This window comes from Rathayibacter rathayi, from assembly GCF_004011095.1.
Classification (GTDB): Bacteria; Actinomycetota; Actinomycetes; order Actinomycetales; family Microbacteriaceae; genus Rathayibacter; species Rathayibacter rathayi.
This window is the reverse complement of the sequence record NZ_CP028129.1, coordinates 375,455-394,889: the sequence shown is the minus strand read 5'-3', so window position 1 is coordinate 394,889 and position 19,435 is coordinate 375,455. Positions and strand designations below refer to the sequence as shown.

Genomic DNA, 19,435 nt, shown 5'->3' with positions numbered 1-19,435 from the left:
TCGTGGAGGCCTCGACGGTCCGGGGTTCCCTCACTATCCACAGGGGGGTGGGGGGTTTCCACAGATTGGGGGGAGGGGGTAGGAGGGAGCGGGGGGAAGGGGAGAGTGGGGGGATGAGTGCGGTGGAGATCTTTCAGGACGAGGGCTGCGGACGGTCGGACGAGTTCGTGCGGCTGCGCCGTGGGGTGTACGTGCGAGCGGGCGAGTGGGGGAAAGCCTCCGTGGACGAGCGGCAACGGGCGCGGATCGACGCCGTGGCCGCGACCTGGACCGCGCCCTTCTTCCTCCGCGAGTCGGCTGCGGCGGTCTGGGGGCTCCCCCTGGTCGAACCACTCGCGGCGACCGTCCACGTCGAGGGAGCAACGGACGTCGGTAGCCGGACGCGGAACGGCGTCGCGGAGCATCGGAGCGCGCGTCTGCCCTCACTCGCACTGATCGACGGACTCGCCGTCTCCGACCTCGCGCAGACCGTCTTCGATCTGGCGCGGTTCTCCTCCTTCCGGCGCGCCGTCGTCGCGGCCGATCACGCCCTCCGCCTCGTCGATGAGGACGGGTCACCCCTACTCAGGCGAGAAGAGCTCCTCTGTCGGCACGCGGAGCTGCCGCCCGGCTCCCGCGGCCGCACGACCAGCGCCGCGGTCATCGCCTTCGCCGATCCCGCCTCCGAAACGCCGCTAGAGTCGATCAGCCGGGTGGCGATGCACAGCGGTGGACTACCCGCACCAGTGCTGCAACATCCTGTGCACGATGATGATGGACTCGCCGGAAGAGTCGACTTCTTTTTCGAGGAAGCGGAGGTGGTCGGCGAAGCGGACGGCGACCACAAGTACTCCGACCCCGCGTTCCTTCGGGGTCGCTCCCCCGAGTACGTGCTGCTGGCCGAGAAGCGCCGGGAGGATCGACTCCGCGCCCGCGGCCACCGGGTCGTCCGCTGGGGCTGGCGAGAGGCCTACGACAGCCGACCTCTGCTCGTCCGGCTGGCCCGCGCTGGGGTGCGCCGCATCGAGGGAACCACCGGCCGTCGAGGGAGCCCGCTATCAAGGGCGCCCTCGACGGCCCGGGGTTCCCTCGCTCGGTGAGCGTCAGCTCGGCTGGTAGGGGGCTACGACGACCTCGACGCGCTGGAACTCCTTCAGGTCGGAGTATCCGGTGGTTGCCATCGAGCGGCGGAGGGCACCGATCAGGTTCGCGGTGCCGTCGGCGCCGGTGGCGGGGCCGTAGAGGACCTGCTCGAGGGTGCCGACCGTGCCGACCTCGACGCGGCGGCCGCGCGGAAGCTGGGGGTGGTGCGCCTCTGCTCCCCAGTGCCAACCCCCGCCGGGAGCATCGGTCGCGCGAGCGAGTGCGGAGCCGAGCATGACGGCGTCCGCGCCGACGGCGACGGCCTTCACGATGTCGCCGGAGGTGCCGAGGCCGCCATCCGCGATGACATGCACGTAGCGCCCGCCCGACTCGTCGAGATAGTCGCGGCGAGCGCCGGCGACGTCGGCGACCGCGGTCGCCATCGGGGCCTGAATGCCGAGCATGGTGCGGGTGGTGGAGGCGGCGCCGCCCCCGAAACCGACCAGGACGCCCGCCGCCCCGGTACGCATCAGGTGCAGGGCCGCGGTGTAGGTGGAGGCGCCACCGACGATGACGGGCACGTCCAGCTCGTAGATGAACTTCTTGAGGTTCAACGGCTCGGTGTTGCGGGAGACGTGCTCGGCCGAGACGGTCGTGCCACGGATGACGAACACGTCGACACCGGCGTCGACGACGCTCTGGTACAGCTCCGCGGTCCGCTGCGGTGACAGCGCTCCGGCGACGATGACACCCGCCGCCCGAATCTCGGCCAGGCGTGCGGTGACCAACTCGGGGCGGATCGGTGCGGAGTAAATTTCCTGCATCCGCTGCGTCGCCGACTCGGCGGGTAACTGCCGGATCTCCGCGAGCAGCGGTTCCGGGTCCTCGTAGCGCGTCCATAGGCCCTCAAGGTCGAGGACGCCGAGCGCGCCCAAGTGCCCGAGCCGGATCGCCGTCGCCGGCGAGACCACCGAGTCCATCGGCGCCGCGAGGATCGGCGTTGCGAACTGGTACGCGTCGATCGACCACTTCACCGACACGACCTCGGGGTCGCGCGTCCGGCGGCTCGGAACGACGGCGATGTCGTCGAAGGCATACGCGCGGCGGGCACGCTTGGCGCGCCCGATCTCGATCTCCATGACGCCGAGTTTACTGTGGCTCGCTCCTCGCTCCGCTCGTCGCTCGCCCGCGGTCGGCCCACACGGATGCCCACGATCCACAGAGCGCCCCACGTCCGCGCCGCGACGATCCGCTGGAACGCGGATCGCCGGTCACCGCTCCCGCCCTGCTCCGTCGCTCACCGGCGCCCGTCGTTGCGGGCGTCGGCGACTCCTCGCGTCCGGGACTGCGGAAGCCCTCCCACCGCAGTCGCGGCGGCGCCTCGCGCCGCTCACGCTGCGTCCCCCGCTCCTCAGCCGAGAACCGGTGCTCGTCTCCCGGAGGGGGAGGCGGCGGGTCGGGATCGCGGCCCCTCCGGTGTGGCGGGCGTACAGGCCGAAGGCCCGTCGGGCAGAGGGGCCGCGATCCCGACCCGCCGCCGCTCCCCCGCCAGAACCCCTCAGCGCCGGTAGTTCGGCGCCTCCACCACCATCTGCACGTCGTGCGGGTGCGACTCCTTGAGCCCCGCCGCCGTGATCCGTACGAACTTTCCGCGCGCCTTCAGCTCCGGGATGGTGCGGGCTCCGACGTAGAACATCGACTGGCGGAGTCCGCCGGCGAGCTGGTAGGCCACGTTCGCGAGCGGGCCGCGGTAGGGCACCTGGCCCTCGATGCCCTCGGCGATCAGCTTGTCGTCGGTGGGGACGTCGGACTGAAAGTAGCGGTCCTTCGAGTAGGAGGTGCGCTCGCCGCGGGTCTGCAACGCGCCGAGGGAGCCCATGCCGCGGTAGGTCTTGAACTGCTTACCGTTGTGGAACACGAGGTCGCCGGGGCTCTCCTCGCAGCCCGCGAGGAGCGAGCCGAGCATGACGGTGTCGGCGCCGGCGACGAGCGCCTTCGCGATGTCGCCGGAGTACTGGAGGCCGCCGTCGGCGATCACGGGGACTCCGGACTCGCGTGCGGCGAGGGACGCCTCGTAGACCGCGGTGACCTGCGGCACGCCGACGCCGGCGACGACGCGGGTGGTGCAGATCGAGCCGGGTCCGACTCCGACCTTGATGGCGTCGGCTCCCGCATCGACGAGGGCCTGCGCTCCCGAGCGGGTAGCGACGTTGCCGCCGATGACGTCGACGCCGGCGAAAGCGGAGTCGGACTTCAAGCGGCGGATGATGTCGAGCACGCCGGCGGAGTCGCCGTTGGCGGTGTCGACGACGATCACGTCGACTCCCGCGTCGAGCAGAGCGGCGGCCCGCTGCCAGGCGTCGCCGAAGAAGCCGATAGCGGCGCCGACCCGCAGGCGGCCCTCGTCGTCCTTGGTCGCGTTGGGGTACTGCTCCGACTTGTCGAAATCCTTGACGGTGATGAGGCCTGCGAGCTTGCCCTGCGCGTCGACGAGGGGCAGCTTCTCGATTTTGTGCTGCGCGAAGAGCGCGATGACCTCGCTGTCGGGGATGCCGACGCGCCCCGTGATCAGGCCGGAGCTGGTCATCACATCGCGCACGAGAGTGGTCGCCTTCTCGAAGGGCGAGACGAACCGCATGTCGCGGTTGGTGATGATGCCCACCAGAACGCCGGTCGAGTCGACAACGGGGAGACCGCTGATCCGGTACTGCCCGCAGAGCTCGTCGACCTGGGCGACGGTGGCGTCCGGAGTGGTCGTGGCGGGGTTCGAGACCATGCCCGACTCGCTGCGCTTCACCCGGTCGACCTGGTCAGCCTGGTCGGCGATGGAGAGATTGCGGTGCAGGACACCGAGGCCGCCGTGACGCGCCATAGCGATTGCCATGCGCGCCTCGGTGACGGTGTCCATCGCGGCCGAGAGGAGTGGAGTCGCCACACTGATGCGCTTGGTGAGGCGGGAGGCTGTGTCGGCCTCGCTCGGAATGACGTCGGTATGCCCTGGGAGGAGCATGACGTCGTCGTAGGTGAGTCCGAGGAATCCGAAGGGATCCGGCTGGTCCATCAATGCCCCTTTAGCAGGTCGTGTGCGGGAGCCAGGAGAGGGGACGGGGGTCCGCTCCCGAGCACCACGGTTGTTCGATCTTAAGCGCCACGCGACCCGCGCTATTCCTCGCCGGAGGGCCCGAGGGGACCCGCTCGGGCGTTGGAGCGCTCTCCTGTCCCCCATAATGTCGTCACGCGCATGTGCCGACGGTGAAACACCGCCGACACATGCGGAACGTATGGTCAACCAATGTTGTTTGACGACGGCGATTCGGGTGTGCCCGGAGACCCCATCCGTCTGTGCACCCTGACGAGAGGTAAACGTCTTGCTCACAGCCAGCCGTTCGATGCGCCGCCAGCGCTCGACGACCCTGCATCCGACGGACCGGGAGGCGCCCCGTGGATAGGACACGCTCGAGGCTCCGCGACCGGCTGCTCGCTCTGGGCGTGCTCGCCGCGACCCTGACCGGGATCGCTGCGGCGGCGCCTGCCGCACTCGCCGCCACCACCGCCGACCAGTCGATCATCGCCTGGATCCGTGTGCAGGGGACGAACGAGAATCTGACGGGGGTGGCCGTTGAGCTCGGCGGCGACGCCTCCGCAACCGTGACCACCGGCGACGACGGCCGGGCCACCTTTCCCCTCGAGGCCGCGGGTACCTACACGGTGACCGTCGACGAAGAGACCCTGCCCGCCGATAAGGGCTACCCCGCCGCAGGTCAGAACCCGAAGCAGGTGAAGATTGTCGCCTCGCAGAACCAGATCGTGAACTTCATCGTGTCGACCGCGAACCCGAAGGGCACCGGGGCGAGCGTCCCCGTGCCGACGGACTCCACCGCTCCGACGAGCCCCGCGACCGAAGGCACGACGGGGAACGACGCGACGAACCCCGACGGGACGTCCAACGCCGTGAACCAGCCGGTGTCGGCCGACACCTTCTGGATCATCTTCTGGCCCAAGGTCGTCACCGGCCTGATCTTCGGACTCCTGATCGCCCTCGCGGCAATCGGAGCCTCCCTGATCTACGGCGTGACTGGGCTGAACAACTTCGCCCACGGCGAGTTGGTCACCTTCGGCGCTCTGATGGCGTACCTCCTCTCCGGCGTCTTCGGGCTCCCGGCGCTGCTGGCCATCCCGATCGCGGTGGTCCTCGGCGGGGCCTTTGGCTTCGTCCAGGACGGACTGCTCTGGAAGCCGCTGCGGAAAAAGGGCATCCAGCTCATTCCACTGATGATCGTGACGATCGGCCTCTCGCTCGCGCTGCGCTATGTTTTTGTGTTCTTTTTCGGAGCCGACCGCCTCTCGCTGCCCAACAGCACCGCCCCGTTCTTCACGGTGCCCGAGCTGGGGATCAGCCTGAAATTCACCGATATCGTGGGAGCTGTCGTCGGCGTCGTCTGCATCGTCGGAGTCGCTTACGTCCTCACGAAGACCAAGATCGGCAAAGCGATGCGAGCGGTCTCGGACAACCGGGCCCTCGCCTCCGCATCGGGCATCAACGTGGAGCGCGTCATCCGCGTGGTCTGGGTGATGTCGGGGGCTCTCGCCGCGCTGGCGGGCGTCTACATCGGCTACTACCAGTCGCTGCGCTGGGACACCGGAGCGTCGATCCTGCTGCTGATCTTCGCGGCGATCACCCTCGGCGGACTCGGCTCCGCTTACGGAGCACTGATCGGCTCGCTCATCATCGGTTTGATGATGAACATCTCGACGATCTGGATCCCGGAGAACCTCAAGTATGTGGCTCCGCTCATCCTCATGATCATCATCCTTCTGGTCAGGCCGCAGGGAATCCTGGGCCGCAAGGAACGGATCGGCTAAGACACCATGAACCTCAACTTCATCTGGCTGGCGATCGGGCAGATCGTCGATCCCACCGTCGCCGCATATGCGTTGGCGACCATCGGCCTGGTCATCCACTTCGGATTCACGGGGCTGCTCAACTTCGGACAGGCCGGCTTCATGGCGGTGGGCGGCTACGCCTTCGCCATCACCTCAGTCAAGTTCGAATGGCCCGTCTGGGGCTCCTTCCTCGCGACGATCATTGCGGCCACCGTCTTCGCCCTCATCCTCGGAGTCCCGACGCTCCGGCTGCGAGCCGACTACCTCTCGATCGTGACGATCGCGGCGGCAGAGATCATCCGGCTCTCGGTCAAGACACCCGAGTTCTCGGCGATCACCGGCGGCTCCGAGGGCATCAACGGCGCGGCGAAGGCGTTTAACGACCTCAATCCGCTGCCGGAGGGCCGCTGGGGAATCGGCGTCCTCACCTACAGCCAGGACCAGTGGTGGGTGCGGATCGTCGGCTGGGGCCTCGTGCTCTTGGCCTGCCTCCTGGTCTTCCTCCTCATGCGCAGCCCGTGGGGCCGCGTCATCAAAGGCATCCGCGAGGACGAGGACGCCGTGCGCTCGCTCGGCAAGAACGTCTTCTCGTACAAGATCCAGGCGCTCATTCTGGGAGGCGTGCTGGGAGGCCTCGCGGGAGCGCTGTTCATCCTCCCCCGCTCTCTGCAGCCCGACAACTACGGCACCCAGCTCACATTCTTCCTCTACACGATCATGCTGCTGGGCGGTGCCGCGACGGTCTTCGGACCCGTCGTCGGCTCGATCATCTTCTGGGTCGTCCTCGGTCTGACCGACGGACTGCTCACGCTCGGGATCGACACCGGGGTCCTCAATAACGACCTCATCCGCCTCACCACCGTGCAAACCGGACCCATCCGGTTCATCGTGGTGGGGGTAGCCCTCATGCTCCTGGTGATCTTCAGACCCCAGGGGATCTTCGGCAAGAAGAAGGATCTGCACTTTGCCTAAGACGCCGGTCTCGGACATCACCGAGGAAACAATCGTCCCCGGGGTGAGAAAGAAGGACCCCATCGTCGTCGCCGACAACGTCAGCCGCCGCTTCGGCGGTCTGACGGCGGTCGACGTCGCCCACCTCGAGATCCCTCGCGGATCCATCACCGCCCTGATCGGCCCGAACGGGGCCGGTAAGACCACGTTCTTCAATCTGCTGACGGGCTTCGACAAACCCAACACCGGGAAGTGGAACTTCAAGGGGAAGAACCTCGCCAACGTCCCGGCCTACCGGGTGTCGCGGATGGGCATGGTACGCACTTTCCAGCTCACCAAGGCGCTCGGCGGCATGACGGTACTCGAGAACATGCTGCTCGGCGCGAAGGGGCAAAAGGGCGAGAACATCTTCACCTCGCTCATCCGCCCACTGTGGTCGAAGGAGGAGGACACGATCGAGCAGCGCGCGATCCGCCTGCTGGAGAAGTTCAAGCTCGACACGAAGCGGGACGATTATGCCTCGAGCCTGTCGGGCGGTCAGAAGAAGCTCCTCGAGATGGCGCGCGCGCTGATGTCGGAGCCCGAGCTGGTCATGCTGGACGAGCCGATGGCGGGTGTGAACCCGGCGCTGACCCAGTCGCTCCTGGGCCACATCGTGAACCTGAAGGACGAAGGCATGACCGTGCTTTTCGTCGAGCACGACATGCACATGGTCAACACCATCGCCGACTGGGTGATCGTGATGGCCGAGGGCAAGGTCGTCGCTGAGGGTCCGCCCTCCACGGTGATGAACGACCCGGCCGTGATCGACGCCTACCTGGGCGCTCACCACGACACCGACCTTGGCACGATCGAGGGCCAGCTCGAGGTCGCTGAGGAGATGGACTCCGACCTCGTCCGCGAGGACGTGGAGCGGCGAGCGGAGCAGGCCGGTATTCCGACTCCGGGCCCCGACACTCCGACCGGCGCCCCGACATCCGCACCGACGAGCGTCGCCCCGACGACGGACTCTCCCGCTATCGAATTCGAGAAGGACGAGAAATGACCGCCGACACGACGACTCCGAACACTCTCGAGACGCACGATCTGCATGCGGGCTACGTCCCGGGAGTGAACATTCTGAACGGCTCGAACGTTTACGTGAAGCGCGGAGAGCTTGTCGGCATCATCGGCCCCAACGGCGCTGGGAAGTCGACACTTCTGAAGGCGATGTTCGGCCTCGTGAACATCCGCCAGGGCACCGTCCTGCTCAACGGCGAGGACATCACCGGGCAGAAGGCGGACAAGCTGGTGTCCAAGGGCGTCGGGTTCGTGCCGCAGAACAACAACGTCTTCCCGTCGCTCACCATCGAGGAGAACCTCGAAATGGGCATGTACCAGAAGCCGAAGATGTACAAGGAGCGGCTCGAATTCGTCACCGAGCTCTTTCCCGAGCTCAGTAAGCGGCTCAAGCAGCGCTCGGGATCGCTCTCGGGCGGTGAGCGCCAGATGGTGGCGATGTCTCGTGCATTGATGATGGAGCCCTCAATGCTGCTGCTCGACGAGCCGAGCGCGGGTCTGTCGCCGATGCGCCAGGACGAGACCTTCGTCAACGTGCAGCGGATCAACCGCGCCGGCGTCTCGATCATGATCGTCGAGCAGAACGCCCGGCGGGCACTTCAGATTTGCGACCGCGGCTACGTCCTCGACCAGGGCCGCGACGCGTACGAGGGTGCGGGCCGGGAGCTGATGAACGACCCCAAGGTGATCGAGCTCTACTTGGGCACGCTCGCGACGACCAACGAGGTGACCACGAGCACTCCGACCGTCGGCGGCTGACCCGACGCTGCGAAGGGCCCGTCGTCTCCGGGCGGCGGGCCCTTCGCAGCGTCCGAGGCGGGAGCGGGAAAGGAGCCGACGCCTGAGGGAGGCGGAGCGAGGGAGTTTCTGGGGCCGGGAAGTGCCTCCGGAAGATCCTGACAATGCCCGCGGGGGGCGTCAGGCATCGAGGGGCCGGCCGCCATCGCTCGTCGGTCCGCGGGACGAGAGAGGACAGCGAGAGTCTCTCCGCAGGCGAACCCCCCAGTAGAGGGCCAGATTATCGCTCCTCCTGCCGTAGTTTGAGGGACACGGGGCCGCCCCGAGGAAACGCCCCATCCTGATCTCCTACCGCTCGGGGCCGGGATCGGCCGCCGAACTCCTCCCCGCGGTGCTACGAGCGCCGTCTTGTCCGACTCGAAGGAGCCGACCATGAAGAGCTATACCCCCGCCCCCGTGGAACTCGGAGCCGGCTTCGGCACGGGCGCGATCGGTGATTACGACCGCTGGCACGTCGTCGGCGTCTATGCCCAGGTCGTCATCGCCGAAACCACCGGGGGCAAGCGGCGCAACTACAGCCGCTCCTTCGTTACGTATCGCCTTGCGCAGGAGGCGGAGCTGCTGCACGCTTCCTGAGTGCGGCTCCCACCGCGCCGCGGTCGACCGGCGACGACCTGACGTCGGCGGGGTGAGCAGTTCGTCATCGGGCACCGCGCGCGGCCTGCGGACGCTCGCGAGTCACTCCCGGCCATACGAAACCGTTGCCCGGTGTGGCCAGATCTGCGGAACCGCCGTCGCCCGTGGTGCAGGTCCCCGATCGCGCTAGTCGTGTCGCGTTGTCACCGCTGAGATCGTCCGGGGGACGAGCGGTGCTGCGACGAGCGGTGCGATCGCGATGACCGCCCACGCCAACGGCCACGACCCGATCGCCAGTAGCAGGGGAACCAGCAGTGGTGTCACGAAGGCGCCCGTGAAAGCCGTCGTGTTCTCCAAGCCCAGGGCCGCCCCTGCGCGACTGGTCCCCGCCATGACCGCCATCTCGGTATAGGCGACTCCATGCCATGAATTCGCAAGAATTCCCGCAACGACGAGCGCGAGCGCCACGACCACCGTCGGCGCCCACAGGAGGCTCACCGCGGCGAGCAGCGAGCCGCCCGTTAGTAGTCCGATGACTGTGACGAATCGACGCCGGTTTCCCTTCCGGTCCGTGTATCTGCCGGACCAGACTCGGAGCACTGCCCCGCCGACCTGCACCGTCAGAATGGTCGCGCTGATGACAATCAAGTCGGCGTGCTTGACATCGTGGAGATAGATTCCGGCAAAGCCGAGGATCGCGATCTGCGGCATGGTGAGAAGGGCGCTGGCCAACGCGATTCTCCAGCAGTCCCACCGCACCAGTGGAGAACGGCCCTGCGCCGGGTCGCCAGCGGCAATCGGTCCGACCGGGTTCGGTTCCTCCCGCGGCTCTCGGAGCCAACGAGCGGTGGCGAGGGCCGTGGCAAGGCAGAATCCGGCGAGGACCAGGAAGACAGCCCGAAACCCCGAGAACGCCGCCAGCCACGGAAGCAGCGCCGCACCGATCGCACCGCCGGCCGGGATCGCTGTCTGCCGCACACTCATCGCGAATCCTCGCTGGCCATCGGTGAACCAGAGCATCACCGCCCTCCCGGAGGAGGAGTTGACGCTTCCGCCCAACAGCCCGACGAGCAGCAGACCCCCGGCCAGGAGCCAGACGGAGGGAACCCTTGCCTCCGACGGCACGACGAAGACGGCCATCACGACGAAGACCAGACCAGTCGAAATCAGTCCGATGAGAAGGACCCGACGGTCCCCGAACATGTCGGTAAACAGGCCCCAGACGATCTCGGACGCAGCCACTCCGAGCAGAATGGCCGCAAGTACGACGCCGAGTTCGCCCGTCGTGAGGTGGTAGGCGGTGCGCAAGAGCGTACCGGTCACCGGGATTCCGGCGAAGGCCGCGGCGAAGCTCGCCTGAGCCGCCACCCCGACGCCCAGAACGACCCACCGATGTCGCGAGCCTAAAGGCTTGACGGGATCCGTGGTGCGAGATGCAGAGAAGCTGGGCAAAGTCGGTCCTATCGTGTGCAGTCGGAGGGTGAACGGGCGCTAGAGCGGCTGGACCGGCTTCTCCCAGACCACGAGAGCGAGGCAGCCGAGCGGGCTACGAGGTGTGTGCACGCTGCCCGGAGACAGACTGAGGAGACTTCCCGCCGGGTATCTGCCTGCTTCCGTCTCCAGTTCGCCACTCACCACGTAGATCAACTCGTGGCCGGAATGCCTGTGGGTCTTCGCCGTGGCGCCCGGCAGGTACCGTGCCACCGCCGCCGCGCTTCCCCCGGTCTCCGCTGCGGTGTACAAATGGTGGATCTCGACGCCCGACCGCCCGTCGGACGTCAGCGGTTCAAAGGTCAGGGCGGACTCGCCGAAGCCACCGTCCGCGAGAGTACGGAAAAGGACGGGAAACGATTGTTCTGAAGTGTTGTGCATCTGGATGCCTTCTCGTCTGAATCATGCTGTGAAACTAGGGGAGAACTTCTCTTTCGCTCCTCTACCGCTACGACGTGCCGTCGCCGACACGCCCCGGAGTCCCATCAATCCATCGGGATGCGTGACGGTCAGCCGCTGCCTGATCCCGAAACGCATAGGTCTTGAGCAACCAGCGCTGACGGGCTCGCTCGGCGTCGTGGATCTCCATCTTGTCCCGGCAGTGCAGTCCGTCTTGGTTCGCGAAGGTGAACAGATCGCCGGTCTCGATACGGTGACGAGTCTTGGGCGCGTGCACCATCGCATTCTTTAACGCGAGCAGGGCGTCCTTGGCTCGTTCCGGAGCGCCGGGAACAGTCGTCGTACTGGTATCCAAGTAACGAAAACTGTGCTCGTTCTCGAGGATCGAGTGCTCCTCGGAGGTGCTGAGGGCACCATTGTTGTCGCGGGAGAAGACGTCGTACGGAGTGATGAAGAGCGGCTCCCTCAGAGTCGCCTGCATGTCGGTGGAGAGATTCGCCAGAAGATCTCGCCCATCGATGAATCCTGTGTAGATGAAATCACCCTCTGGCGAGCGCATCCCGAGCAGCGTGATGAAGTCGGCGCGGACCGGATGCGCTGTACGCTCGTTGTGATAGACGAGTTCACTGTCACTGAAGCCCGTCTGCATCCCGCTGTACTTCTCGATCGCTACGACATCGACGAAGAACGCCCCATTGAACCGCGACCCGTAGGAGAGCAGCGGAGTCTGTACGAGAATCCCGAACAGAGCCATAAACGCTTCTGCTACGAAGGTCGACTTCTTTGCGACCTTATCCGCGACCGGATCTTTCGAATCGAGTTCGGGAAGGCTCGCGTCGAGCGGGCAGCCGCGGATCACATGCGCCTGATCGCCACCAGTCGCCCGGTCCCGCCGAATACCGTCGCACAGTTCGTCGAAGTAACCCGGAACCAGCCCGCGCTCGATCAAGCGCTCCACCTCGTTCATGAAGCTGCGGTGGTCCTCATACGGACTCGTACGTATCGTCGCGAACAGCTCCTGGAAGCCTTCACGTTGCTCACTGGTAAAAGTAAAAATGGGTGTCATTGTGTTCCGCTCTGAGTGGTGGAGGTGGAGATCGAAGCGGCAGAGCCGAACTCCGAGGCGAGTCTCGCCTTGACGACAGACAGGTCTTCGCAGTCTCCCTTGCGATCGAGGATGTGCGTGTGATAGAGATCCTGTAGCGTGTGGTCATCGACCTCTATGTGCAGTTCGCTGAGGAGATGACGCAATACGCTGGTCCCCGAGTGCCGTCCGATGAACATCCCCCGTTCTCGCCCGAACTGCGAGGGTTGCACGAATTCATACGTCGCCGGGTTCCGCAGCATCCCTTGCTGGTGCATCCCGGCCGCCGTGCTGAACGCATAGGTGCCGAAAATGGCCTTGTTTCGAGGCTCGTCCAGCGAGATGAGATGACGCAGGAGCGTGTACACCTCGTACATGCCCTCGAGATTCAGGTCGGTGTACAAACCCGTCGCGTCCTGCTTGTACGCGAGTAGAGCAGCGATCTCCTCCAGCGCAGTGTTGCCAGCACGCTCCCCTACGCCTCCGAGAGTCACCTGGACCTCGTCGGCTCCAGCCATTATTCCTGCAAGCGCATTGGCCGTCGACAGCCCCAAGTCCTCATGGCAGTGAGTGGAAATCATCACCGACTCGGGCACCCATGACCGAAACCTCGCGATCAGTTGTCCGTACTCCACGGGCAGGAGAGCGCCGGCGGTATCCGCGACGACAAGCGTCTGAGCGCCGGCATCGACCGATCGCTCGGCCAGCTCTCGAAGCAGTGAATCCGGTCCTCGGCTCGCGTCCTCGATTCCGACCGAGATATCGGTGATACCCAGAGATCGTCCATGTTTGATGCACCTGATGACTTCATGGACCCCCTCCGCGCGCGATATCCGGCGCTTGTGCTCGAGGTGAATATCGCTGCCAGTAGCCGCGATCTGGATCTGATGGCGAGCAGTTCCGCCCGCACTGACGGCAACTGTGATGTCGGACGGCACCGCCCGGCAGAAGCTCGCGAACGTCGCATCCACCAGATGACGCGAAATGAGCCGCGTTGCTTCGTAGTCGCTCGCCGAGGACGCGGGAAACCCGGTCTCGATCCGATCGACGCCAAGGCTCTCGATCGCGAGCGCCAGCTGCAGCTTCGCCGCCGGATCCATCGCATTTCCCGGAGCTTGTTCGCCATCGCGGAGCGTCGTATCAAAAAATTTCACCCGCCGCACTGTCACGACCTCCCGATCTCGGTAGTGGTGCGCGAACACGAGAGGTCGGTGTCGAGCCCGTTCAGACGCTCGACAACCGCGACTTCGATCCGCTTGATTCCCTCGACAATCGCCTCGGAGGGCGCAGCGAACGAGAGACGCAGGTGGACACCGGATTCTGGGCCGAAAGCGTCCCCCGGGACGACGGCCACCCGAGCGGTCTCGAGCAGCCAGTGCGCGAAGTCCGTCGAACTGCTGAACCCGACCTCCTCCACATTCGGATACAGATAGAAGCCGCCCTCGGGCATCGGACAACGGATTCCCGGGATCCGGTTCAGGCGATTGACGGCGTCTGAACGCCGCCGCGCGTACTCCTCGTGCATCGCCTCGATCTCCTGTTGCGGCCCTTCCAGGGCCGCAACGCCGCCGACTTGCACAAAAGTGCCTGCGCTGCCGACGGAATGCTGGTGTGCCTTCACCACCTCCGCCATGACGGCTTCAGGCCCAGCAACGTAACCGAGTCTCCACCCCGTCATCGCAAAGGTCTTGGAAAAACCATTGACCGTCAGCACGCGGTCGGCGCAGTCGACGATTGATGCCGCACTCACATGCTCGAACGGTTCGAACACGACCCGCTCGTAGATCTCGTCCACAATGACGAGGAGATCGTGTTGCCGTGCGAATGACCCGATCGTCTCCAGCTCTTGCCTGGTCAGAACGTGTCCCGTCGGGTTGTTAGGCGTATTGACAAGAAGCACCCGAGAACGGGGCGTCCTCACGTTTTCAAGGGAGTCCGCTGTGAGCTGGTACTCCGTTTGTTCATCGAGTGGCAGAAAGACCGGTACACCATGCAGAAGCCGGACCATCGACGCATAGCTGACCCAGCTGGGAGTCGGGATGATCACCTCATCCCCCGGCTCGATCACCGCCATCAGAGAGACGAACAGGGCATGTTTCGCCGATGGCGTGACGATGATCTCGGTATCAGGTCGGACAATGACACCATTCTCGAGTGCCAACTTCCGAGCTATGGCAGTCAACAGCTCAGGGAGTCCGCGACTAGGAGCATAATGCGTCTGCGCCTCTCTAAGGGCTTCGATAGCAGCGCTGACGACGTGACTCGGGCTGTCGAAGCTCGGCTCACCACCGCCGAGGTCGATGACCGCGATACCCTCTGCGCGAAGCGTGGTGACTCGCTCCATCAGCGCGATGGTGTGTGACTCGCCGATCTGGCGGAATCGTGAGGCCGTACGAGCACTCATTCTTCTCGTCCTCTGCCAAGCGCCTTCGAGACCGTCGACAGTGATGCCGAACGACCGATCACGCGGAGAGCGGCTTCGTGTATCTCCTCACTGTCGGCGGCGGTTGCGTCTTCGAGAACCTCGATGTGAAAGCCTCTGTCATGACCATCTCTAGCCGCGGCTAGAACGACCATGTCGGTCGCGACACCAGCGAGGAGAAGCGTATCCACGGCCAGCGACCTCAGAACGACCTCGAGGGTGGTTGCGTAGAAGGGACTGATTCTGTGCTTCACGACGACTGGCTCTGAGGGGATGCTTGCCACGCTGTCATGCACGCGCGTCCCCCAACTTCCGAGTAACAACCTGCCGTCTTCTCGGGCACCGCTGAAGACCGGTGAGTTGCTCGGCCACTCCGGATAACCCTGGGAAAATGCGACCACCACATGGATGACGGCGATATTCGATTCTCGCGCCCGAATGAGAGCCGCTGTGGCTTTCTCAAGAACACCCCTTGTGCGAACCTGGGCAGCATAGCCCTCGCGGCCGTACTTACCGTCCTCGTGCACGATCTCGTTGATGAAATCGAGCATCAGCAGTGCACGGGAGCCCATCCACTCACCCCATCTCGCCACAGTCGAATCCGAACACAGGTACTCCACCACGAGAGACAGGCGCATCCAAGTCTCATGAGAACCAGGTATGGGGTTATTCCTGAACCTCATACACCGCCGACGTCGGCGGCGCGTGACCTATCGTGCTCGAAAGAGCTGACATGTGTGTCTGCTCCTTCTGTGTGAGCGGAAAGGACGAAGTTTGGCACATCACTCGGCTGACCCGATGCCACCACCCTTTCGAGTGGTCATCGTCGGCAGCGGACCCCGGGGGCTCAGCGTTCTCGAGCGGATCGCGGCTCGGGTGCTCCTCGACCCACCAGAACGCCGGATCGAGATCACCCTCGTCGACTCCGCCGCCGTCGGAACCGGCCGCGTGTGGAAGGTCGATCAGCCGAAGTGCTTTCTGATGAACACCCCGGCGGGAGAAGTCTCGGCATTCTCGGGTCGTCCCGACGGCGGCCCTCCCCGCCCTGGTGCCGGGCCGTCCCTCGCCGAATGGTTGGACCGCTCCCGACCAGGGGTACCGCACGACCGCACCTACGCTCCGCGCGCAGACCACGGTGAGTACATGCAGTTCGTCCTCACGACGATCGAGAGGTATCTACCGGACAACGTCGAACTCAGGCGCCTGACCGCCGAGGTCACGGACCTCGAATCTCACGGCTGTGAGTACGCGGTCTCTCTGAGGAGCGGATCGCGCCTCGAAGCGGATCGAGTCGTCCTCACAACGGGACATGGTCGTCCTACTCTGACCGGCAGTCACCGGACCTACTCCACGTACGCGGACACCCACGCGGCCACGAACTATTTTCGCGGAGACTCCCCTGCGGATATGCCGCTGGCGAGCATCCCGGCCGGCTCAGCGGTCGGCGTCCTAGGGCTGGGGCTGTCCTTCTACGACGTCATGGCGGCCCTCACGGAAGGGCGGGGTGGCCGGTTCCAGGTCACCGATGACGGAAGCTATCACTACATCCCGAGCGGGAATGAACCCGTGCTCGTCGCTGGTTCGCGGAGTTCCATGCCTGTCCTCGGACGCGGAAGAAACCAGAAGGATGTCGACTTCCGCTATAGTCCGCGTCTCTTCCGTCCGAGGAAGGTCCTGTCCAGATCATCGGCGCCGCTCTCCTTCATGAAGGACGTCTGGCCGTGGCTCCATGCCGAGATGCACCTGGTCTACTACGAAACGGCGATTCGGCGAGACGCTGGTGCAGACGCCGCACTGTCCTTCGTATCGAACACGGTCGCCTCATTCGACATCGACGATATCTCTCGTATCTCCCGCTGCGCGGAGCGCTTCGGGATCACCGACCTTCCGCCCCTCGACCTGGAGCCCCTGACGCGACCCTTCGGTGGTCGACGGTTCCGCACCTCGGCGGCCTTCACGTCGGCCCTGACTCAGGTGATCCGATCAGACATCTCCCACAGCATGCAGGGGAACGTCGGCTCGCCGCTCAAAGCGGCACTCGAGGTTCTCCGAGATTCTCGTGCAGATATTCGAGAGCTCGTGGATTTCGGCGGCCTGACCGCTCGTTCTCACCGAGACGAATTCTTGGGCTGGTTCGCTCCTCGCGCGTCCTTCCTCGCCGCCGGTCCGCCGGTGCACCGAGTCAGGCAAGTGCTCGCGCTCATCGAAGCGAGAAGCCTCACGATCGTGGGACCGGACGTGCGTGTGGGTGTAAGCGAGGACTCACCGGGTTTTCTCATGGATTCACCTCACGTAGGCAGCACACCGTCGAGAGTCTCGGTCCTCATCGACGCACGAATACCGACTCCCGACGTGTCATCAGACACATCCAGGCTCACTCGATCGCTCCTCTCTCGCGGCATGATCACGAGCTTTATCAACCCGGCGGGTCCTGACTCGTTCGACACAGGGGGAGTCGCGGTCACCCGATCCCCGTACCATCCCATCGGGCTGACGGGCGAGGCCGACCGCGGTCTTTACGTCCTGGGTATTCCGACGGAACACACTCGATGGTTCATGCAGGCGGGAAGCAGTCGACCCGGCTTCTGGACGGACTTCGTCCGGGACGCGGACGCCATCGCGGCTGACGTGCTCGCGCCGACCCTGGGGACGACCACGACACCCGTCATCGACGCTCCATCAGCGGTGGGAGACGAACTGCATGCAGCGAACGCTGGCTGAAAAGATCTGGGACTCGCACGTCGTTCGAACCAGCGAGGGGGGTGAAAGCCTGCTCTACGTCGACCTCCAACTGCTCCACGAGGTGAACACGCCACAAGCCTTCGACCGGCTACGGAATGTTGGGCGCCGGGTCCGGCGACCGGACCTGACCCTCGGTACAGAGGATCACAACACGCCGACAACGAATATCCGACGGCGCATCGCCGACCCGTCGGGACGTCGTCAATCCGAGTTGATGCGCAGTAATTGCGAGCAGTTCGGAATCCCGCTGCACCGACTGGGAGACGATCGACAAGGGATCGTCCACGTCATAGCTCCCGAACAGGGGCTCGTGCGTCCTGGCATGACCATTGTCTGCTGCGACTCGCACACGACGACGCTCGGGGCCTTCGGGGCGCTGGCGTTCGGCATCGGTGCAAGCCAGGTCGAGCACGTCCTGGCCACTCAGACATTGCCGATGCGCCCCCTCAAGCACATGGCGGTGACTGTGCACGGCACGTTGCGCGACGGGGTCTTCGCGAAGGACCTGGTCTTGGCGCTCATCGCGCAGATCGGGACTGCCGGTGGTCACGGTCACTCCATCGAGTATCGGGGAAAGGCGATCGAGCAGATGTCGATGGAGTCCCGGATGACACTCTGCAACATGTCGGTCGAAGCAGGATCTCGAGCGGGACTCGTCGCCCCGGATGAGACCACCTTCCGCTACCTTCGCTCCCGCGTCGATCTCGACGACGCACAGTGGACTGAGGAGCTGCATCATTGGCGGTCGCTGAGAACTGATCCCGGCGCGCTCTTCGACGCAGAAGTGAGTATCGACGCCGACGCCGTCACTCCGTTCGTCTCCTGGGGCACGAACCCTTCACAGAGTGTGGCCTTGAACGCAGTCGTCCCTGCCCCCGAAGACTTTCCCAGCGAGTCGGAGCGAACCGCAGCTCGACAAGCGCTCGACTACATGAGGCTCCGGCCGGGTACTCGACTGCGCGACGTCGCCATCGACACCGTGTTTATCGGGTCGTGCACGAATGGACGGATCGAGGACTTGCGAGCCGCTGCCCGAGTCCTCTCGGGACGTCGCGTCTCACCTGCGGTCACGATGATCGTTGTTGCCGGCTCGGCCGCAGTTCGGCGGCAGGCGGAGACAGAGGGGCTGGATAAAGTCTTCGAGAGGGCGGGTGCCACTTTCCGGGCGGGATCAGGCTGCTCCCTGTGTGCGGCGCTGAACGAAGACCGGCTCGCATCGGGACAACGTGCCGCGTCGACCACCAACCGAAACTTCGAGGGCCGGCAGGGGAAGGGGTCCCGCACTCATCTGGTCTCGCCAGCCGTAGCAGCTGCCACTGCAGTAGTGGGCAAGCTCGCGATGCCGAGCGACCTCGGAAAGGTCGACTCATGATGACTCCGTTCGTCGTTCACCGGGGGACGGCGGTCCCACTTCGACGCACTGACGTGGACACCGATCAGATCATCCCCGCCCGATTCTGCACCAGGACGACTCGTGACGGGCATGCCGACGCGCTCTTCGCCGACTGGCGCGACGAGAAGGATTTCGTCCTCAATGATCCACGGCATTCCTCGGCCTCGATCTTGATTGCGGGGCGTGACTTTGGCACTGGTTCCTCACGCGAGTACGCAGTGTGGGCACTGCAGGACTACGGGTTCCGTGTGATCATGGCTCCTCGCTTCGGCGACATCTTCCGAGGCAATGCGCTCACTGGTGGATTGCTCGCCATCCAACTGAGCAGCCATCACATCGAATCGCTGTGGAACACCGTCGAAGGTGACCCCGACACGACGATCGAAGTGGATCTCGACCGTCAGCGTGTGACGGTCGCCAGCAGCAGCATCCCGTTCGACATAGATTCGGACTCGCGACGTCGCCTCCTGTTAGGGCAGGACCCGATCGAATTCACACTTCAGTACGAGGAGGAGATCGCGCGGTTCGAGGAGTGTCGGCGAGCCGGGCTACCCACCACGAAGCAGTAGTCCTC

Annotated in this window: 17 protein-coding genes; 9 read left to right on the top strand and 8 right to left on the bottom strand. The window is 65.0% G+C overall.

Annotated features, from left to right (window positions below; translation table 11 throughout):
• Positions 1–113: 113 nt before the first annotated feature.
• Positions 114–1,079 carry a hypothetical protein gene (locus C1O28_RS02010; RefSeq protein WP_097167675.1) on the top strand — a complete coding sequence of 322 codons (966 nt, stop codon included), beginning with the start codon at positions 114–116 and terminating at the stop codon, positions 1,077–1,079.
• A 3-nt stretch (positions 1,080–1,082) separates the two neighbouring features.
• Here C1O28_RS02010 and C1O28_RS02005 read toward each other — a convergent pair whose 3' ends face one another.
• Positions 1,083–2,201: a GuaB3 family IMP dehydrogenase-related protein gene (locus C1O28_RS02005; protein ID WP_097167676.1), complete on the bottom strand. Its 1,119-nt coding sequence runs from the start codon at positions 2,199–2,201 to the stop codon at positions 1,083–1,085.
• Positions 2,202–2,620: 419 nt separating this feature from the next.
• Positions 2,621–4,123, bottom strand: coding sequence for an IMP dehydrogenase (gene guaB / locus C1O28_RS02000; RefSeq protein ID WP_097167677.1), 1,503 nt, complete (start codon positions 4,121–4,123; stop codon positions 2,621–2,623).
• Positions 4,124–4,503: 380 nt separating this feature from the next.
• On the opposite strand from guaB, the gene C1O28_RS01995 reads away from it, so the two are divergent.
• The 5 genes from C1O28_RS01995 to C1O28_RS01975 all read left to right on the top strand — a co-directional run bounded on the left by C1O28_RS01995 (position 4,504) and on the right by C1O28_RS01975 (position 9,330).
• Positions 4,504–5,925, top strand: coding sequence for a branched-chain amino acid ABC transporter permease (locus tag C1O28_RS01995; protein ID WP_243392101.1), 1,422 nt, complete (start codon positions 4,504–4,506; stop codon positions 5,923–5,925).
• A gap of 6 nt (positions 5,926–5,931) precedes the next feature.
• Positions 5,932–6,918 carry a branched-chain amino acid ABC transporter permease gene (locus C1O28_RS01990; RefSeq protein ID WP_097167678.1) on the top strand — a complete coding sequence of 329 codons (987 nt, stop codon included), beginning with the start codon at positions 5,932–5,934 and terminating at the stop codon, positions 6,916–6,918.
• Positions 6,911–7,942, top strand: coding sequence for an ABC transporter ATP-binding protein (locus C1O28_RS01985; protein ID WP_097167679.1), 1,032 nt, complete (start codon positions 6,911–6,913; stop codon positions 7,940–7,942). Before C1O28_RS01990 ends, C1O28_RS01985 begins: the two co-directional genes overlap by 8 nt.
• Positions 7,939–8,715, top strand: coding sequence for an ABC transporter ATP-binding protein (locus C1O28_RS01980; RefSeq protein WP_097167680.1), 777 nt, complete (start codon positions 7,939–7,941; stop codon positions 8,713–8,715). Before C1O28_RS01985 ends, C1O28_RS01980 begins: the two co-directional genes overlap by 4 nt.
• A 411-nt stretch (positions 8,716–9,126) precedes the next feature.
• Positions 9,127–9,330: a hypothetical protein gene (locus tag C1O28_RS01975; protein ID WP_104262114.1), complete on the top strand. Its 204-nt coding sequence runs from the start codon at positions 9,127–9,129 to the stop codon at positions 9,328–9,330.
• A gap of 186 nt (positions 9,331–9,516) precedes the next feature.
• On the opposite strand, the gene C1O28_RS01970 is transcribed toward C1O28_RS01975, so the two are convergent.
• From C1O28_RS01970 to C1O28_RS01945, 6 genes are all read right to left on the bottom strand, one after another.
• Entirely contained in the window at positions 9,517–10,698 is a 1,182-nt protein-coding gene (locus C1O28_RS01970) for an MFS transporter (RefSeq protein WP_258058657.1), read from the bottom strand.
• A 123-nt stretch (positions 10,699–10,821) separates the two neighbouring features.
• Complete coding sequence (locus C1O28_RS01965; protein ID WP_097167683.1) at positions 10,822–11,202, bottom strand: cupin domain-containing protein; 381 nt, start codon at positions 11,200–11,202, stop codon at positions 10,822–10,824.
• Positions 11,203–11,269: 67 nt separating this feature from the next.
• Positions 11,270–12,286 carry a TauD/TfdA family dioxygenase gene (locus C1O28_RS01960; RefSeq protein WP_097167684.1) on the bottom strand — a complete coding sequence of 339 codons (1,017 nt, stop codon included), beginning with the start codon at positions 12,284–12,286 and terminating at the stop codon, positions 11,270–11,272.
• Entirely contained in the window at positions 12,283–13,458 is a 1,176-nt protein-coding gene (locus C1O28_RS01955; protein WP_202129665.1) for a LeuA family protein, read from the bottom strand. Before C1O28_RS01955 ends, C1O28_RS01960 begins: the two co-directional genes overlap by 4 nt.
• Before the next feature lie 11 nt (positions 13,459–13,469).
• Positions 13,470–14,708 carry a pyridoxal phosphate-dependent aminotransferase gene (locus tag C1O28_RS01950; RefSeq protein ID WP_097167685.1) on the bottom strand — a complete coding sequence of 413 codons (1,239 nt, stop codon included), beginning with the start codon at positions 14,706–14,708 and terminating at the stop codon, positions 13,470–13,472.
• Positions 14,705–15,364 carry a cysteine hydrolase family protein gene (locus C1O28_RS01945; protein ID WP_160487582.1) on the bottom strand — a complete coding sequence of 220 codons (660 nt, stop codon included), beginning with the start codon at positions 15,362–15,364 and terminating at the stop codon, positions 14,705–14,707. Before C1O28_RS01945 ends, C1O28_RS01950 begins: the two co-directional genes overlap by 4 nt.
• A gap of 178 nt (positions 15,365–15,542) precedes the next feature.
• On the opposite strand from C1O28_RS01945, the gene C1O28_RS01940 reads away from it, so the two are divergent.
• Genes C1O28_RS01940 through leuD form a run of 3 tightly spaced genes read left to right on the top strand, consistent with a single transcriptional unit; the run spans position 15,543 to position 19,430 of the window.
• Positions 15,543–17,447, top strand: a complete 1,905-nt coding sequence (locus tag C1O28_RS01940) for an FAD/NAD(P)-binding protein (RefSeq protein WP_160487583.1) — start codon at positions 15,543–15,545, stop codon at positions 17,445–17,447.
• Positions 17,428–18,840, top strand: coding sequence for a 3-isopropylmalate dehydratase large subunit (gene leuC, locus C1O28_RS01935; protein WP_097167688.1), 1,413 nt, complete (start codon positions 17,428–17,430; stop codon positions 18,838–18,840). The genes C1O28_RS01940 and leuC overlap by 20 nt, the downstream gene beginning before the upstream one ends.
• On the top strand, positions 18,837–19,430 hold the full coding sequence (gene leuD / locus C1O28_RS01930) for a 3-isopropylmalate dehydratase small subunit (protein ID WP_338052029.1): 594 nt from the start codon (positions 18,837–18,839) through the stop codon (positions 19,428–19,430). Before leuC ends, leuD begins: the two co-directional genes overlap by 4 nt.
• Positions 19,431–19,435 lie beyond the last annotated feature (5 nt).

Coding starts and splice junctions, on each gene's coding strand:
- C1O28_RS02010 (WP_097167675.1), top strand. CDS start 114: ATGAGTGCGGTGGAGATCTTTCAGGACGAGGGCTGCGGACGGTCGGAC.
- C1O28_RS02005 (WP_097167676.1), bottom strand. CDS start 2,201: ATGGAGATCGAGATCGGGCGCGCCAAGCGTGCCCGCCGCGCGTATGCC.
- guaB (WP_097167677.1), bottom strand. CDS start 4,123: ATGGACCAGCCGGATCCCTTCGGATTCCTCGGACTCACCTACGACGAC.
- C1O28_RS01990 (WP_097167678.1), top strand. CDS start 5,932: ATGAACCTCAACTTCATCTGGCTGGCGATCGGGCAGATCGTCGATCCC.
- C1O28_RS01980 (WP_097167680.1), top strand. CDS start 7,939: ATGACCGCCGACACGACGACTCCGAACACTCTCGAGACGCACGATCTG.
- C1O28_RS01975 (WP_104262114.1), top strand. CDS start 9,127: ATGAAGAGCTATACCCCCGCCCCCGTGGAACTCGGAGCCGGCTTCGGC.
- C1O28_RS01965 (WP_097167683.1), bottom strand. CDS start 11,202: ATGCACAACACTTCAGAACAATCGTTTCCCGTCCTTTTCCGTACTCTC.
- C1O28_RS01960 (WP_097167684.1), bottom strand. CDS start 12,286: ATGACACCCATTTTTACTTTTACCAGTGAGCAACGTGAAGGCTTCCAG.
- C1O28_RS01950 (WP_097167685.1), bottom strand. CDS start 14,708: ATGAGTGCTCGTACGGCCTCACGATTCCGCCAGATCGGCGAGTCACAC.
- C1O28_RS01945 (WP_160487582.1), bottom strand. CDS start 15,364: ATGCGCCTGTCTCTCGTGGTGGAGTACCTGTGTTCGGATTCGACTGTG.
- leuC (WP_097167688.1), top strand. CDS start 17,428: ATGCAGCGAACGCTGGCTGAAAAGATCTGGGACTCGCACGTCGTTCGA.
- leuD (WP_338052029.1), top strand. CDS start 18,837: ATGATGACTCCGTTCGTCGTTCACCGGGGGACGGCGGTCCCACTTCGA.